This is a genomic window from Iodobacter fluviatilis (genome assembly GCF_004194535.1).
In the GTDB taxonomy this organism is placed as follows: domain Bacteria; phylum Pseudomonadota; class Gammaproteobacteria; order Burkholderiales; family Chitinibacteraceae; genus Iodobacter; species Iodobacter fluviatilis_A.
This window is the reverse complement of record NZ_CP025781.1, coordinates 3,181,054-3,196,635: the sequence shown is the minus strand read 5'-3', so window position 1 is coordinate 3,196,635 and position 15,582 is coordinate 3,181,054. Positions and strand designations below refer to the sequence as shown.

At 43.8% G+C, this 15,582-nt stretch carries 13 protein-coding genes and 2 pseudogenes; 8 read left to right on the top strand and 7 right to left on the bottom strand.

Going from position 1 to position 15,582, the window contains the following annotated elements:
• Positions 1 to 70: 70 nt before the first annotated feature.
• Positions 71 to 256: a hypothetical protein gene (locus C1H71_RS14205; protein ID WP_130107128.1), complete on the bottom strand. Its 186-nt coding sequence runs from the start codon at positions 254 to 256 to the stop codon at positions 71 to 73.
• A gap of 250 nt (positions 257 to 506) precedes the next feature.
• On the opposite strand from C1H71_RS14205, the pseudogene C1H71_RS21540 reads away from it, so the two are divergent.
• The 6 genes and pseudogenes from C1H71_RS21540 to C1H71_RS14190 form a co-directional block, all read left to right on the top strand.
• Positions 507 to 635: pseudogene (locus C1H71_RS21540) on the top strand (IS701 family transposase); the annotation flags it as partial.
• Positions 636 to 1,096: 461 nt separating this feature from the next.
• A pseudogene (locus C1H71_RS14200) lies at positions 1,097 to 2,991 on the top strand (type VI secretion system Vgr family protein); the annotation flags it as partial.
• Between the two features lie 279 nt (positions 2,992 to 3,270).
• Complete coding sequence (locus tag C1H71_RS21830) at positions 3,271 to 3,681, top strand: DUF2345 domain-containing protein (protein ID WP_308418312.1); 411 nt, start codon at positions 3,271 to 3,273, stop codon at positions 3,679 to 3,681.
• A 32-nt stretch (positions 3,682 to 3,713) separates the two neighbouring features.
• Positions 3,714 to 3,890, top strand: a complete 177-nt coding sequence (locus C1H71_RS21535; RefSeq protein WP_262488480.1) for a hypothetical protein — start codon at positions 3,714 to 3,716, stop codon at positions 3,888 to 3,890.
• A gap of 2 nt (positions 3,891 to 3,892) precedes the next feature.
• Entirely contained in the window at positions 3,893 to 5,287 is a 1,395-nt protein-coding gene (locus tag C1H71_RS14195; RefSeq protein WP_130107127.1) for a hypothetical protein, read from the top strand.
• Positions 5,277 to 6,011, top strand: a complete 735-nt coding sequence (locus C1H71_RS14190; RefSeq protein ID WP_130107126.1) for a hypothetical protein — start codon at positions 5,277 to 5,279, stop codon at positions 6,009 to 6,011. Before C1H71_RS14195 ends, C1H71_RS14190 begins: the two co-directional genes overlap by 11 nt.
• Positions 6,012 to 6,185: 174 nt before the next feature.
• On the opposite strand, the gene ltrA (C1H71_RS14185) is transcribed toward C1H71_RS14190, so the two are convergent.
• Positions 6,186 to 7,514, bottom strand: coding sequence for a group II intron reverse transcriptase/maturase (gene ltrA / locus C1H71_RS14185; protein ID WP_130105239.1), 1,329 nt, complete (start codon positions 7,512 to 7,514; stop codon positions 6,186 to 6,188).
• Positions 7,515 to 8,107: 593 nt separating this feature from the next.
• Positions 8,108 to 9,436, bottom strand: a complete 1,329-nt coding sequence (gene ltrA / locus C1H71_RS14180; protein ID WP_130104759.1) for a group II intron reverse transcriptase/maturase — start codon at positions 9,434 to 9,436, stop codon at positions 8,108 to 8,110.
• A 682-nt stretch (positions 9,437 to 10,118) separates the two neighbouring features.
• Between ltrA (C1H71_RS14180) and C1H71_RS14175 the strand changes: the two genes are divergently transcribed.
• Entirely contained in the window at positions 10,119 to 11,168 is a 1,050-nt protein-coding gene (locus C1H71_RS14175) for a HindVP family restriction endonuclease (RefSeq protein WP_130107125.1), read from the top strand.
• 289 nt (positions 11,169 to 11,457) lie between these two features.
• Here the strand turns inward: C1H71_RS14175 and C1H71_RS14170 are convergent, their stop codons facing one another.
• From C1H71_RS14170 to C1H71_RS14155, 4 genes are all read right to left on the bottom strand, one after another.
• Positions 11,458 to 12,354: a DNA cytosine methyltransferase gene (locus tag C1H71_RS14170; RefSeq protein WP_130107124.1), complete on the bottom strand. Its 897-nt coding sequence runs from the start codon at positions 12,352 to 12,354 to the stop codon at positions 11,458 to 11,460.
• 459 nt (positions 12,355 to 12,813) lie between these two features.
• Positions 12,814 to 13,350 carry a phage portal protein gene (locus C1H71_RS14165; protein WP_130107123.1) on the bottom strand — a complete coding sequence of 179 codons (537 nt, stop codon included), beginning with the start codon at positions 13,348 to 13,350 and terminating at the stop codon, positions 12,814 to 12,816.
• A gap of 187 nt (positions 13,351 to 13,537) precedes the next feature.
• Complete coding sequence (locus tag C1H71_RS14160) at positions 13,538 to 13,795, bottom strand: hypothetical protein (protein ID WP_130107122.1); 258 nt, start codon at positions 13,793 to 13,795, stop codon at positions 13,538 to 13,540.
• Positions 13,796 to 14,268: 473 nt separating this feature from the next.
• A complete protein-coding gene (locus tag C1H71_RS14155) occupies positions 14,269 to 14,859 on the bottom strand; it encodes an arylesterase (protein WP_130107121.1) in 591 nt (196 codons plus the stop codon).
• Between C1H71_RS14155 and C1H71_RS14150 the strand changes: the two genes are divergently transcribed.
• Complete coding sequence (locus tag C1H71_RS14150) at positions 14,858 to 15,556, top strand: ABC transporter ATP-binding protein (protein WP_130107120.1); 699 nt, start codon at positions 14,858 to 14,860, stop codon at positions 15,554 to 15,556. The genes C1H71_RS14155 and C1H71_RS14150 overlap by 2 nt on opposite strands.
• The last annotated feature ends 26 nt before the right edge of the window (positions 15,557 to 15,582 follow it).

The window sequence follows — 15,582 nt, the reverse complement described above, 5'->3', positions numbered from 1 at the left end:
TTAAATTAAACAGCTCTACAAATAAAAAGAGGCAGCCCTTCAAAGCGGCCTCTTTTTATTCTTCAGTTAATTACTTCAGTGCTGTCGTTTTAAAATATTCAAACTTACCATTCTTTACCACGACCTTAGCAAGATGCTTTCCTACCAAATCACCCTTGCTGCTGTATGTATCTACACCCGTTACACCCTGCCAATTTTTAGTGGCTCTTAATGCCGTAGCCACTTTATCTGGCACAGCACTATTGGCCGTTTTCATGGCCTGCACCAGTAATTTAACGGTGTCATAGCCTTGAGCAGCTGTGCTGTCTGGTAATCATTAACAAACCCGCTCGCTCGTAAATTTGCGCAGCTGGGGCGGCAATATACGAATTTAAATGCCCAATCACCGCCGCCACGGCAATATCGTCGGCAATTTCTTGAGCAACTAGCCGCCCTTTACTGAGCGAGGCGGTATCGTCCTTAACTGATGTTGCGCACCCAAAATCAAAATCCGTTAACCTTACAGCATAAAACTTGAAGAACTTGAACTCTATACCGACTTTTTAATCGCGACCTGTGGGCAAGCAACGGCGACGAGTTTGGCCGAGGTCTTGGATCAGGAAATCAGTCACGATCAAGTGACGCGGTTCTTATCTGAGCGCATGAAACATAGTAGGATTTAAGTTTGCTCTAACCTCAGTTACTCCTTGGCATAAAAAACACAACGAATTTCTAAAAAACGGAATTCTCGACTAAACAATTAAACGTCCACTTAACCATTTGATTTCTTCATACTTGCTGCACATGCAAGTATGAAGAGCAATTAACAACTAAAATCAACCACTTATCAACACTCACTCTTGCTACCAACCCGCAACAGCCTGTAACAGTTTTACGCAAAAACCCCGCCAAGAATTAATCTTATCAAGTAATCCCCCTTCCAAGATACTTTCTACTTCATGACCATGTAGAACCTCCCTTGAAATAAAAAATAAGCACAACACCTTATAATTTCTGATTTTGTGCATAATTACACAATACATTTTTTGCAAGACTAGATCAGCAATCATAAAGTCCCATGTAATATACGAAGCTTCTCGTAAGCCCTTGGTTTAACATGCCCTTCGATCTGCTTGCCTCCTTCGCCGCTGCTTTTAATCAAGATCAGCGCCTTATCTCTCTTCAGCTAGGCGATGGTGCAGCTTGGGGCCAGCAGCTCTTACCCCAGCGCGTAACAGGTAGTGAGGGGATCTGCCAAGCGTATCGCTATCAGGTTGAGTGCTTGTCCTCCAATGGCGATTTAGAACTTAAATCGCTATTAGGCTTGCCGGTGGTATTGGCGATAGAAAACGCCAATGGTGATGCGATAGAGCGTTGTGGGGTAGTGAGTCAGGCGCAGCTATTAGGTTCTGATGGGGCTTCGCTCAATATTCCCTCACCGTAGAGCCGCCGTTTGCGCTACTCAGATACCGCCGTACTTCCCGCGTATTTCAAAACTTATCCGTGCCAGATATCGTTAAGCAAATTTTGGCTGAGCACCAAGCTAAAAACCCTGTGTTTGCCGCCGTGCAAACGCTGGATTTCAAGCTATCCGGCACTTACGCGCCCCGATCCTACTGTACGCAGTATAGAGAATCAGATAGCGATTTTATTACACGGCTATTGGCGGAGGAAGGGCTTGGGTGGAGCTGGCTTCATCTGGCCGGAGATAGCCCCCAAGTTCAGCTGCTGATCTTTGACGATGCGTTTGCGATTCCAGAGGCGCATGAATCACTGGTGCGCTTTCATAGAGCTGACGTGACGGAGGAGAATGATTCTCTTACCGAATGGACAACTCAGCGTCAAGTAGGCAGCAGCTCGGTATCGCTTGCCAGCTTTGATTACAAAACCACCACAACGAACCAAAGCTTTGATGAAAGTTATATCGATCAAGGCGAGGGTGGTCAACAGCTACAAGTCAGTTTTGAGGACTATGATCCTCAGTCTTTGTATTACGCAAGCGATAACGATGAACTAAGCCACTACGCAAGGCTGCGTCAGCAAGCGTTGGATGCAAAAAAGAAATCATTTACCGGCTCTGGCACTTTGCGCAGCTTACAAGCGGGGCAATGGTTTCGCCTAGAAGACCACCCCGCGCATGAGGGGACGTCAGCGGAGCAACGGGAATTCGCGGTAACCGAGCTAAAATTCACGGCCAATAATAATTTCCCAGCCGATTTAACCCAGCAACTTGGCCTAGTCGCGCCCAGCCTACTGGTCACAGCGGCTTCAGCTGCGAATCCTCCTTACCAAGTTAATTTCACCGCCCAAAGACGTGGCCAGCCGATCACGCCTAACTTTGCTCATACCGAACACAGCAAACCCAAAAGCCGAGGCGTACAAACCGCCACCGTGGTTGGCCCGCAAGGCGGCGCTGCCGACTCTAGCCAACAAGCTGAAGTGTATACCGACGAATATGGCCGCATTAAGGTGCAATATCACTGGCAACGTGCCGCAGAACACCCAGAATTTGGCGCAAACCTTGACGATAAGTCATCCTGCTGGGTTCGCGTTGCGTGCCCATCCGCAGGTGTAGGTTTCGGTCATCAGTTTATCCCTAGGGTGGGCCAGGAGGTGAGTATCAGCTTTATAGAGGGCGATATCGACCGCCCAATTGTAACGGGTGTTACCTATAACGGCAGCCATTCAGTACCCGCGTTCAGCGGCGCTGGCGCTCTGCCTGCCAATAAAACCCTATCCGGCATCAAAACCAAAGAGCATGAAGGCGGCCAATACGGCGAGCTGCTGTTTGATGATACCAAGGGCGAAGTTCGCACTAAATTATCTAGCGAGCACGGTAAAACCCAGCTTAACCTTGGCTACTTAATCCACCCGCGCACCGATGGCAAAGGTGAAGCACGCGGCGAAGGCTTTGAATTACGCAGCGACAAACAAGGTGCGATTCGCGCCAGCGGCTTGCTGATTAGCACCGAAGCCAAAGGTGGCGCTAGCGGCAAGCAGCTAGACCACAGCCCTGCGCAAAGCCAGCTTGAATCTGCCCTTTCACTTGCCCAAAGCCTAGGCGAAACGGCCACCAACCAGCTAGCCGACAGCATAGAAACCGGCGACGAAGGCAAAACTGTTGAGGCCGATAATAGCGCGGGCAGCACCGCCAGCACCGGCCATCTTTATCACCACGTACACGCCAGCAAAAGCCTTGAAGCAGGCAGCAACACCGATAAAGACGGCAAGAGCAAATCTAAAGACCAAGCAGGCCAACAAAAAATTATCTTGCTGCACGGGGAAGACGGCGTGGCCATCACCAGCCCGCAAAGCCAAACCCTCAGCGCAGGCACAAACCTTGATATGGTCGCCCAAAGAGACACCAACCAAACCTCTGGCCGCCGCTGGATTCACAACGTAGGCCAGCACATCAGCCTATTTGTGGCCGGGGTAAAAGACAAAGTTGCGCTGAAGATCATCGCAGCCAAAGGCAAAATCCAGCTGCAAGCACAAAGCGACGATATCGAAATCACCGCCGATAAAAACGTTAAAATCACCGCCTGCAAAGAAAAAGCAGAAATCACCGCAAGTGATGAACTGCTCTTTACATCCGGCGGCGGCTATATCCGGATAAAAGACGGCAATATTGAAATTCATTGCCCAGGGGAAATAAGCATTAAAGGGGGGAGCATGAGATCAGTGGGCCTACGAGCTTGGTGAAGGCATTCAAATCTGAGGGCAAAAAAACAAATATGAAAATAAGATATGAAGATGCAGATGGAAACTCACCAAAAAATGAATTAATTCAATTGGCGTCCCAAGATGGCACAGGGCACTCATTGACATTGGATAGCTCTGGTTGGGCCGAATTAAAAGATATTAATTTTGATAGCTTCAAAGCAAGTCAAATAACTAGAAAAGGTAAATAATAATGAATAATTTGCCAGAAAAAAAAATATACATCTGCTTGCCGGGGCAAGACGCAAAAGGGATTGTTGCAGGGTGTGCTAATCGAGTTATTTTACGTAAACATCGTGATATTGTTTTTGATATAAATTTAAAAAAAGGAAACACCTATACTTTAAGCGCTGTAAAGTCTGATTTTTATAATGAGCGTGACAAGGTGTTGGTTGAAGCCAGCAAAAACCAAAGAGCAACATTTAAAGATGGTGAGCGCTTTTCTATTTGGGTATCTAGAAATTTTAGAACAAGTCTAGTTCTGGAGCTTAATGGAGTGGTGATTGGAAAGTATGCACCAAATAAATTGGATGATACAAAATATGACGATGATCCAAAAATAAAACCTGAGCCCATGCTAATTGCAATAGGGAGTAAGGATGCATCGTTGGTTAAAATGCAATGTACCGCAGATGACCCATATGGTATGGGCCAAATCAATAAACAAGAAATTGATTTTTTCTCTAAATATTTAGCTGATAAGAGTATGAAGCAGAGCCAGTTCGATTATGCTTCTTTTCAGCCGCAAAAAATACAAGTGCAAGAGCATGTAATTGTTGGTGAGTTGACAGCTAAAGAATTACATCCTGCAATTTTAGCTCGTTTGAATGCTGGTGGACTTATTTCAGGAGCACCAGATGAAATTTTAGCTAAAGAGCCAGCTATAAATAGTGATTTTTATTTCATAGTAAAAAATACTGTTGGCGCTGCAGATTCATTGATAGCTAATGATGTATCGACAGCCAACTATTTCAAAGAGTCAGCGGGTTATTTTATATCACATTGGAAAAAATTTAATACTCTCGGCATGAAAATGTATATAGAAAAATCACCTATTGGAAATTATAGGTATGTTTTAAAAGGTAAACTTATTTCACTTTCTGGTTTGTCAAATAAGGTGCAAACTATGAAATTTCCTATAGGAAGTGCAAAGGCAGAGTATTTAGGCGCTAACAATACAATCAGAGGAAGAAATGGGTTTGGTGGGTTTAAACGTATTTCACTAACGGTTGGAAGTAATTTTAAAGCAGGAATGAAAGTTGGGGCGGTTGGTACTGTAATTGATCTTTATGGCGATATGGTTACTGTATTTGGAAAAAATGGCAGTAAAGATACGAGTGAGTTCCTTGGTAGGGCAGGAGTTAGTATTGCTAAAGCAGGTGCAACTGCTGCCCTTGGAGGGGTTATTGTTGCTGGTGTAACAGCAGGCATTATTGGTCTTGGGGCTTTTGTGGGGTCAGTTCCCGTACTCCTTACAGTGGTGATTGTTATCGGAGGGTATGTTTTAGCAGCTACGTTAGTCGATGGATTCGACACGTATTTTGATGTAAAAAATAGAATAGCTAATGGTACTCGTGATGTTTATTAAAAAATTTGATAGTTTATACATTATTTTACAATTGTTTATATTAGTTGATGCCTTGGCTTTTTTTATACTTGCTAATAAATATTCAGGAGGTAGTGATGATGCAAGAGTTTTGTCACTATTTATAATAATACCTTGTATCATCTGTTTTTTTTCTTTATCAACTTTTGTGTACTTAATTAAAAGTAATGAAGCTTGTTTTATCTTGCTAAAACGTTTAGTGTCTGTTGCTGCGTTTGTGTTTCTTTGTCTTTCATTGTCTATGCCTGTTTTTTTTAAGCACTCCATATTTACAAAGATTGGGTTTTGTTTGTTTGCATTGTATTTATCCTTAATTGTTTATGTCTGTTCTTTTACAGTAAGATATTTTGTTGTGAATTCTATTGCGTGCGTTAGTTTTTTAAAATCTATTGTTTTTAACTCTAAAGAAATGAATGAGGGCGAAATGTCTTCTTTTTTGCCGGAAGGTTTTTTTTTCTATGATAAAATTCCTGTCGTATTTGGTATAATATTATTGGCTTCTGAATTGGCTGGGTTGAGCACTAGAAATATCTACCCTTCATTTGCATCTGTAGCCATTTCTGTTCCATTGTTTGTTGCAGCAAGTTATTTTATTCAACGCTATATTGCTGGTGTATGTTTTTTCTTTATGTTGAGGAAGATGCAAAATGAATTTAATATTAAAGTGTTTTTTGTAGATAAAAAACGAATGATGAAAAAGAAATAAAAAAGAAATAACAACTGGGGTCAGAGTAAAGTTAAATCCGCTTTCTTTGGCTCTAAGAGCATTAAGCATAGTAGGATTTAATTTTGGTAGAGTAGAGAGCAGGTTTTCACCTGCCCTCCCTCATCAAACCGTGCATGCGATTTTCCCGCACACGGCTTTCCGATGTTCTTCACATCAAGCATGCGCTGATTTCCAACCTGCTGCTGTCGGTAATGAATACAAACCGTATCGCTCATTTAGCACCCGCCTTGGATAACGGAGCATGCTCGTTTTCCAATCGCTGACTTTGTGCCGTTTGCGAAGATGTATCCTTAGCCGTTCTTCTGAATGACGCTTCACTTTATAAAATTGCTTGGATGAATTCCGGTAATGGAAGTAACTCGACCAACCGCGTAATGCTTGATTTAAATCTCGCACCACCTCTTCAATTGGTCGCCATGTTTGGGTTCTTCCAGTAATTTCATTTAGTCGCGTCTTGATTTTCTCTACCGATTTAGCTGAGGCCTCAATATAGGGATAGCGAGTGCCTTTAGCGGATAGGTTCGTGCGCAAATCAAATCCCAGAAATAGAAATGACGCGGCTTTAGCATCAACAATTTTTGTCTTGCTTTCGTTAAGCGTCAATTCCAGCCGATCCAATATCCACTTCATATGCGCCAGCGGGCTTTGGGTCTCGCCACGGCAGAGCACTACAAAGTCATCGGCATACCGCACCAAGCTCGCTTGTAGTTTCTTCCCTATATTGTGGCGATGCCAGATTCTATCCAGTAGATGTAAGTAAAGGTTCGATAGCAACGGAGAGATAACCCCGCCTTGCGGCGTGCCCTTGCGCTGCCCTTTTCCTCCACTGACCGTTGCCGCTTTTCCATTCTCACTTTTTCCAATCACCGGCGCTTTAAGCCATTGTTGAATCAAGGCCAGTACGGCCCCATCCACAATGCGCTCAGCTACCGTGGCCATCAGTTTAGCGTGAGGAATGCTGTCGAAATACTTCGACAAATCAGCATCAATGACTTGCGTTTTACCTTGCCACAAAGCTTCTGCAATGGCGTCTATCGCTTGATGTGCTGATTTCCTTGGGCGAAACCCATAGGAGTGCTCGCAAAAATCCGCCTCAAAGATAGGCTCCATCACCAGCTTGGTCGCCATCTGAACCACGCGATCTCGTATCGTCGGAATCCCGAGTGGACGCAAACTGCCATCCGCTTTGGGAATCATGACGCGCTTGATCGCCCCAGTCCGGTAGCTTTTATCTTGCAGTTCCTGACTAATTACCGACAAGTAGCAATCTACCCCTTCGCCGCTTTCTATGGCAGCAAAGTCAATCCCATCAGCCCCAGGACTGCCCTTGTTTGCCTTGACCAGTCGCCACGCTAACTTGAGGATGTCAGCACAGTAAATCTTGTCGTAGAGTGCGTAGAAACGATAGTTTGGTTCCTGCTTGGCTTTGATGTACAGCTTCCTCTGTAGCGTCCTGATCTCATTCGGAGTGATTAGCAACATGGCAATCTCCTGATCCTCAGCTCTTCAGTTGCATGAACAAAGCAGGGTCCCTTCCCTCGACTGGGGTTATGTTGTCCCTCAATCTCAAACGGTACTATGAACCCCTCCGACTTCCATCACGATACGCGCTGATTTCGTTTCCTTATACATTGCGCTTGGCAGTCTCCCTGCCACCGTGATGGATCTCCAGCACTGGGTAATTTAACTTCCAAAACATACCGCCCCTGCTACCCCGACAGCTCGCGGATGTGGCTTCCATTGCCAACACATCAGCACAACGGCCTTCCCTATACAGAAACGAGGTCGGCAACTGCAATGTTAACGAGGCTACTTCTAGGTTCACTTTCGTTACGGTCTGCCTCTTTGTCGTAAAGAACTCACGACCCTTGATTACTCAAACGCCGCTCTTTCGTACTACCGAGGCGTATGGACAATTCCTCGGGCGGGACTTTAACCCGCTAGCTAAATTACTGTTACTGCGAACTTCTGACCCCAGTTATTTTTGGTAGAGTAGAGAGCAGGTTTTCACCTGCCCTCCCTCATCAAACCGTGCATGCGATTTTCCCGCACACGGCTTTCCGATGTTCTTCACATCAAGCATGCGCTGATTTCCAACCTGCTGCTGTCGGTAATGAATACAAACCGTATCGCTCATTTAGCACCCGCCTTGGATAACGGAGCATGCTCGTTTTCCAATCGCTGACTTTGTGCCGTTTGCGAAGATGTATCCTTAGCCGTTCTTCTGAATGACGCTTCACTTTATAAAATTGCTTGGATGAATTCCGGTAATGGAAGTAACTCGACCAACCGCGTAATGCTTGATTTAAATCTCGCACCACCTCTTCAATTGGTCGCCATGTTTGGGTTCTTCCAGTAATTTCATTTAGTCGCGTCTTGATTTTCTCTACCGATTTAGCTGAGGCCTCAATATAGGGATAGCGAGTGCCTTTAGCGGATAGGTTCGTGCGCAAATCAAATCCCAGAAATAGAAATGACGCGGCTTTAGCATCAACAATTTTTGTCTTGCTTTCGTTAAGCGTCAATTCCAGCCGATCCAATATCCACTTCATATGCGCCAGCGGGCTTTGGGTCTCGCCACGGCAGAGCACTACAAAGTCATCGGCATACCGCACCAAGCTCGCTTGTAGTTTCTTCCCTATATTGTGGCGATGCCAGATTCTATCCAGTAGATGTAAGTAAAGGTTCGATAGCAACGGAGAAATCACCCCACCTTGCGGCGTGCCCTTGCGCTGCCCTTTTCCTCCACTGACCGTTGCCGCTTTTCCATTCTCACTTTTTCCAATAACCGGCGCTTTAAGCCATTGTTGAATCAAGGCCAGTACAGCCCCATCCACAATGCGCTCAGCTACCGTGGCCATCAGTTTAGCGTGAGGAATGCTGTCGAAATACTTCGACAAATCAGCATCGATGACCTGCGTTTTACCTTGCCACAAAGCTTCTGCAATGGCGTCTATTGCTTGATGTGCTGATTTCCTTGGGCGAAACCCATAGGAGTGCTCGCAAAAATCCGCCTCAAAGATAGGCTCCATCACCAGCTTGGTCGCCATCTGAACCACGCGATCTCGTATCGTCGGAATCCCGAGTGGACGCAAACTGCCATCCGCTTTGGGAATCATGACGCGCTTGATTGCCCCAGTCCGGTAGCTTTTATCTTGCAGTTCCTGACTAATTACCGACAAGTAGCAATCTACCCCTTCGCCGCTTTCTATGGCAGCAAAGTCAATCCCATCAACCCCAGGACTGCCCTTGTTTGCCTTGACCAGTCGCCACGCTAACTTGAGGATGTCAGCACAGTAAATCTTGTCGTAGAGTGCGTAGAAACGATAGTTTGGTTCCTGCTTGGCTTTGATGTACAGCTTCCTCTGTAGCGTCCTGATCTCATTCGGAGTGATTAGCAACATGGCAATCTCCTGATCCTCAGCTCTTCAGTTGCATGAACAAAGCAGGGTCCCTTCCCTCGACTGGGGTTATGTTGTCCCTCAATCTCAAACGGTACTATGAACCCCTCCGACTTCCATCACGATACGCGCTGATTTCGTTTCCTTATACATTGCGCTTGGCAGTCTCCCTGCCACCGTGATGGATCTCCAGCACTGGGTAATTTAACTTCCAAAACATACCGCCCCTGCTACCCCGACAGCTCGCGGATGTGGCTTCCATTGCCAACACATCAGCACAACGGCCTTCCCTATACAGAAACGAGGTCGGCAACTGCAATGTTAACGAGGCTACTTCTAGGTTCACTTTCGTTACGGTCTGCCTCTTTGTCGTAAAGAACTCACGACCCTTGATTACTCAAACGCCGCTCTTTCGTACTACCGAGGCGTATGGACAATTCCTCGGGCGGGACTTTAACCCGCTAGCTAAATTACTGTTACTGCGAACTTCTGACCCCAGTTATTTTGGTTATTTCCAGTTATTTCATAGGTTTAGTGTTAGAATTTATAGATATTAACTGATATTACGCACACATTATGAAAAATCAATGGGTTAGGGATTTCTCAATCAGCTGCAGAGCCCATTCCACCTAAAGCGATTAGGTAACATCAGATATTAATCTACTTAAATTTTTAACGGGGTTTTATGGATGCCGTCGTACCTAGTTTATTTGGACTAAAAAAAACAAATCGAGATTTCACAAATAAAGACTCATGGGGTAAGAATCAGTTTAACTCATCATTTCCAGCTGCTATGTGCTGTTATCTTTCTAGCAAAGACATAAGTTCAAACTATTTATCTATTAACAATGGTATTTTCTCTGTTAACTCAATAACAATTAAAGAAGCATTTGGAATAGACCCAAACGGAGATAACACTTTTTTTGCATTTGAAGCTCAACACTCTCCATATCAAAAATTTGTTATCGGGCAACTACCTAGAACCGATTTAGTTATTCAGGAAATACACTCAGGGGAGTGCTTATCTGGATTAGAAGTTAAGCTAACGGCTTTACCTGATAATTCAACACATAGCTTATCTGAAAATTTATATGGCAGTGAAATAGTTGTTCGCCCAGACTCTATTGTATATTTGGCCTGTAGTCTTGCAGCTAGTCTTGGTGATAACTTACATAAACTAATACCAGATATTAAAATTTCAGACTGGACAGATCCTAAGTTAGTTCTTGAAAAAATAGATATTATTGTTAGCTCTGTCCGTTCAATTTGCTTTAGCGATTTTTTGTCGCAAAAACCTTTCTTAATTCAACCAATCTGGAAAACAAAAGGTAAACAACCAGAACTTACTGAGAACTGTTTAGATATATTTATTTGGAGCGATGCAGGATTTAGTTATTTCTTAACAGAAATTGCATGTAGTAAGACTGATGCAAAAAGTATCACTCGACAAACAAGAACAGTAATCTGGTTATTTAAAATGTTGCGTGACATTAAAGCAAATGGTCACTTCAATGCAGAAGAAGTAATAGATAAGCTGTCATTCAACACAAAAAATGACAAAGCCTTTGCCTCAAATGGCAGTGTTACAAATAAATACATGAGATGTGATAGATTATCAACGCCTATAATAAAAAAAACTGAGATTAAAAATATAATTTTAGGTGGTGGTCAAGACTTATTAAGCCCAGAAAGGCGGTTTGATGCAATCTTATTCAATACACCAGGGCTTTTTTAAATACACATCCAGTCGAAAATTTAGCCGAACCAGATATGTATTAGTTTTACTTACCTATAAAATAATAATGTAGCACAATAGCTCTTTTTAACTGTCTTCTTACATTACCAGTTAATGATTTAAACTCTTCAGTATCAGAAAGTAAGAATATTAAATTATTAACTGGTGTTTTGTTATTAATATCCACAAATAATGATCTTCGTTTAAGTTTGCAAACAACATTTCTAGTTGACCGATCTTTAAAATCCTTATTCTAAAACCAACCAACTCTTAAACTCTTCATTCATTACTATTTTCCATTTTTATCTATATATTTTTTAATCGCATTTGCCACATATTTACCAAGCTCAACAGGAACGGCATTTCCAATCATTTGCTCCAAGTCAGTTTTTGTCCCAGACCACGAAAAATCAGAGGGGAATGTTTGCACTCTAGCTCTTTCCAAAGTTGTCAGTGGTCTAATTCCATCTAAACTAGATGTATCGCCATCATGCTTCACATAATTAGGTGGAACAGGTCGATTAACACCACGAATTGTAGGTGCAGGCTCATCCATCGAGAAAATACCCCTTCTACTATAATTTCGTGGGTGCCGATAGTAATGATCCAAGCCCAGTTCACTACCAAAATAATCTCTCATTGTCATAGCCTTTTCACTTAAACCAGACATTAAAAAATCATCCATAAATCCATCAATTTCACCTAGTTTTCCAATACAAAAAAATCTTTTTCTCTTCTGTGGTACACCACAAAGACTTGCATTAAGTACGTTCTCTGACAAACCATACCCTGCTAATTTTAAAATATCTCTAGCTTCTTTATATGCCGAACTGTTCTGTGCTCTATCAACATTTTCCATTACAAACCATTCAGGCCTTACTGTTGAAACGATAGTCGCAAATGATGATGTTAAGTTAGCCCTTGTCCCCTCACTTCTTTTTCCTGCATGGGAAAAATCTTGGCATGGTGGACCACCAATTATAATATTTGGATTCAACAACCCAATACTTTCAGATGCTTTATCACTATCAGACAAATCAAATTTATATACTGGATGAGAAAAATTATCTCGATAAATGGCTACTGCTTTTTCCCATGAATCGTATGATGCCTTAATATCAAAACCAGCAGACTGAAAGCCAAGAGAAAGCCCACCAACACCGCAAAACAAATCAACAATTTTCATTTCTTCACATCTTTAAGGGCAATGGCGTCAATTTATTGACGACGTTGAAACATGTCAAGTCTCACATTCCAAAAAAATGTTAAATAACAGGGGTCATTAAAAAATAACTGGGGTCAGAGTAAAGTTAAATTTGCTTCCTTAGGCTATGAGGGTATGAAACCTAGCAGGACTTATGTTTGCTCTGCACCTGTTACTACCTAAATAGGTGTTGCGTACCTTGCAACAATAGGCAAGCAATACGCAAATTATGCAAGCTTTTATAGGTGCATTTTTTACCATTTTGGGCCATATTTGGCGCGGCTTGAGCCTTCCTCATGCAGGTGCATAAAAAATAGTGTGTTAAGTGGGCAGGCGTGGCGGGGTCACGAGGGCGCGCGCTGGGGGCTGATGGCAGATTCTTCTTAAAATGCAGGCGTAAAAAAGCCCGCGCTTGCGGGCTTGCTGTTTGCTTGGGTTTGTTTACGCCAGTACGTAAGGTTTGAAGCGGATCACCTCCACCCCCAGCCAGTCGTTTAACTCTTTCATGCGCTCTTGCAATGGTTCAATCTCGTTATACGCAAACACGGTGGCGGCTTTCTCTACGTCACCTAAGCCGCCGGTGTTGTTGGGAATGATGCCCATCAGTTGTGCCGGTACACGATGGGCGCTGAGTTGATCGTCGCGGGTTACATTCTTGATGTTCCAGAAGTCATCCTTTGCCGCCACTTCCGAGATAGGCAAGATCTGCATGCCGTCTTTCTTGCCGCCTGGTGCGTACACCATTAAGTTTTTAAAATTCCCTGGGCCTTTGCTTTTTTGCAGGGCTTCGCGCAGGTCGTCGATATAGCTTTCGTTTTGGGCGGCGTCGGTCATGTACAGAATAAAACCGGCATGGCTGCCGTTTTCAAAATAGCGGCGGCGAAACAGCGTGGCGGATTCATTAAGCCAGGTTGAATTAAGCGCCGATAGGTATTCAGGCAAGCCGTAAATCTCTTGATTGATATCAGGCTCGAGCAGGTGTAATAACTGGGGTCAGAGTAATAATAACTGGGGTCAGAGTAATAATAACTGGGGTCAGAGTAAAATTAAATCCGCTTTCTTTGGCTCTAAGAGCATTAAGCATAGTAGGATTTAATTTTGTTCTCACCCCAGTTATAGTTCAGCCTCAAAACTGTAGCCAACGCAGCCGCGAATGAAACGGTCATCACGTCGTAGGCAACTGTACCTGCTGCTCATCTAATGCAGCACGCTGCTCCAAATGCAATGTAGCAATAGCGTGGTTTTCAGATACAAGCGGAACACTGGTATTAAAATAGTCCCCAGTTTTTTGAGTCTGCACTACATGATGGCTGATAACGACAAAGACATAAAAGCATAATTTGTAAGAATTTTTAGAGCTTAACAAGCAAAAAATTTCAATTATTGAAACAATAATCCAATAAATACATAAAAATTCAAACACACCCCATTAGCTAAAAAACATATGAAATAGAAATTTTGTTGTTTTTTTTAAGAAGAAATCTTCACAGTACAAAAATTTTCTTTAACAAAAAATAATATTGATTGTTTAAAAAAAACAACATTGCCCTGTCAATAAAACAACACCGACCCAGAAACTTAATAAAAAAGAGCAGGCTATACGCCTGCTCTTTTTCTACGCTCACCAACTTTATAATGCTAGCCATACAAAACAATGACGTATAAAAAAACCAAACATTCAGAGCATATTTTTATTTGCCAAGTTCATAACACAGCCCAATGACAGTGAGCTGTATTTAGTGGAGGCCTCTGATCATTACCGATCACTTTAGCAGTGGAGCCATTATAAATTTCAGATGATTTACTGTACGGGAATCGCTAGTGAAAATGGCCCACTATTCTATAAGTACGAATACACCTTTTCTTAGGTTATCTACAACGCTGTAATAAGAAAATTTATATCCCCAAATCTTTTCCCACCATTTTCATCAACAAGGGCTGAGCTTCTGCCTTAGGGTGCAACTGATCGGCCTGAAAAAGTGCCTCATTTTTAATAACAGGTGCCAGTAAAAATGGCGTTAAACTGCTACTGTACCTCTTGGCCAATCGCGGATAAATAGCGGCAAAGCCTTGGGTATAGGCCGCGCCATAATTAGGTGGCATTTGCATACCGATCAGATGCACTTTAGCCCCGCTGGCTTGGGCAAGTTTAATCATGCTGGCTAAGTTTTTTTCCATGGCATCTAGTGGTAAGCCGCGTAAGCCATCGTTGGCACCTAACTGCAGCACCACGATTTTAGCCTGATGTATTTTTAGTGCATGCGGGAACCTTGTTAGCCCGCCAGCAGTCGTCTCTCCTGACACACTGGCATTGATCACTCGCCAAGGTGTGCCACGCGTAACTAAGTCTTTATCTAACAGAGCTGGCCAAGCGCTACTTGCCGAAATGCCATAACCAGCCGATAAGCTGTCGCCAAACACCAGAATATTTGCCGCTTGCACTTGAGTACTCAACAAGCAGCAAAAACCTAATAAGAGAAAACGCATGACCCACTCCTCAGAAATAATGCTATCGGTAAGCGGCCTTGGTAAAACAGTCCTCACCGCAGTAGAAAAACTTGATCTCTTACATGATATTGAGTTTTCACTACCAGCGGGAGCCAGCCTTGCGATTGTTGGCAGTTCTGGCTCTGGAAAATCCACACTATTGGCGCTGTTAGCAGGGCTGGATGATGCATCGCGCGGGCAAATCATGCTGGCGGGAAAAGATTTGAGCCGCTTAAACGAAGACCAACGTGCCGAGCTACGCGGGCAGATTTCTGGCTTTGTGTTTCAATCGTTTCAGCTTTTGCCCGAGCTAACAGCTTTAGAAAATACCATGCTACCGCTGGAATTAGCCGGCCGCAAAGATGCCAGCGCACAGGCAAAAATCTGGCTAGAGCGCGTTGGCCTTAGCCACCGCTTAGCCCATACCCCTCGGCAATTATCCGGTGGCGAGCAGCAACGCGTCGCACTTGCCCGCGCCTTTGCCGCAAACCCAAAAATCTTATTTGCCGACGAACCCACCGGCAGCCTAGATGCTGCCACCGGTGAGGCGATTGCCGATCTCTTATTTCAGCTCAATACGGAAAGCAATGCCACGTTGGTGCTGGTCACCCACGACGAAAAACTCGCAGCCCGCTGCAGCTGGCGCCTACGGCTATCGGCAGGAACACAAGTTGAGTTTAGTGGCGAGGCCGCATGACCATCATCCGCCAATATATAGGATGG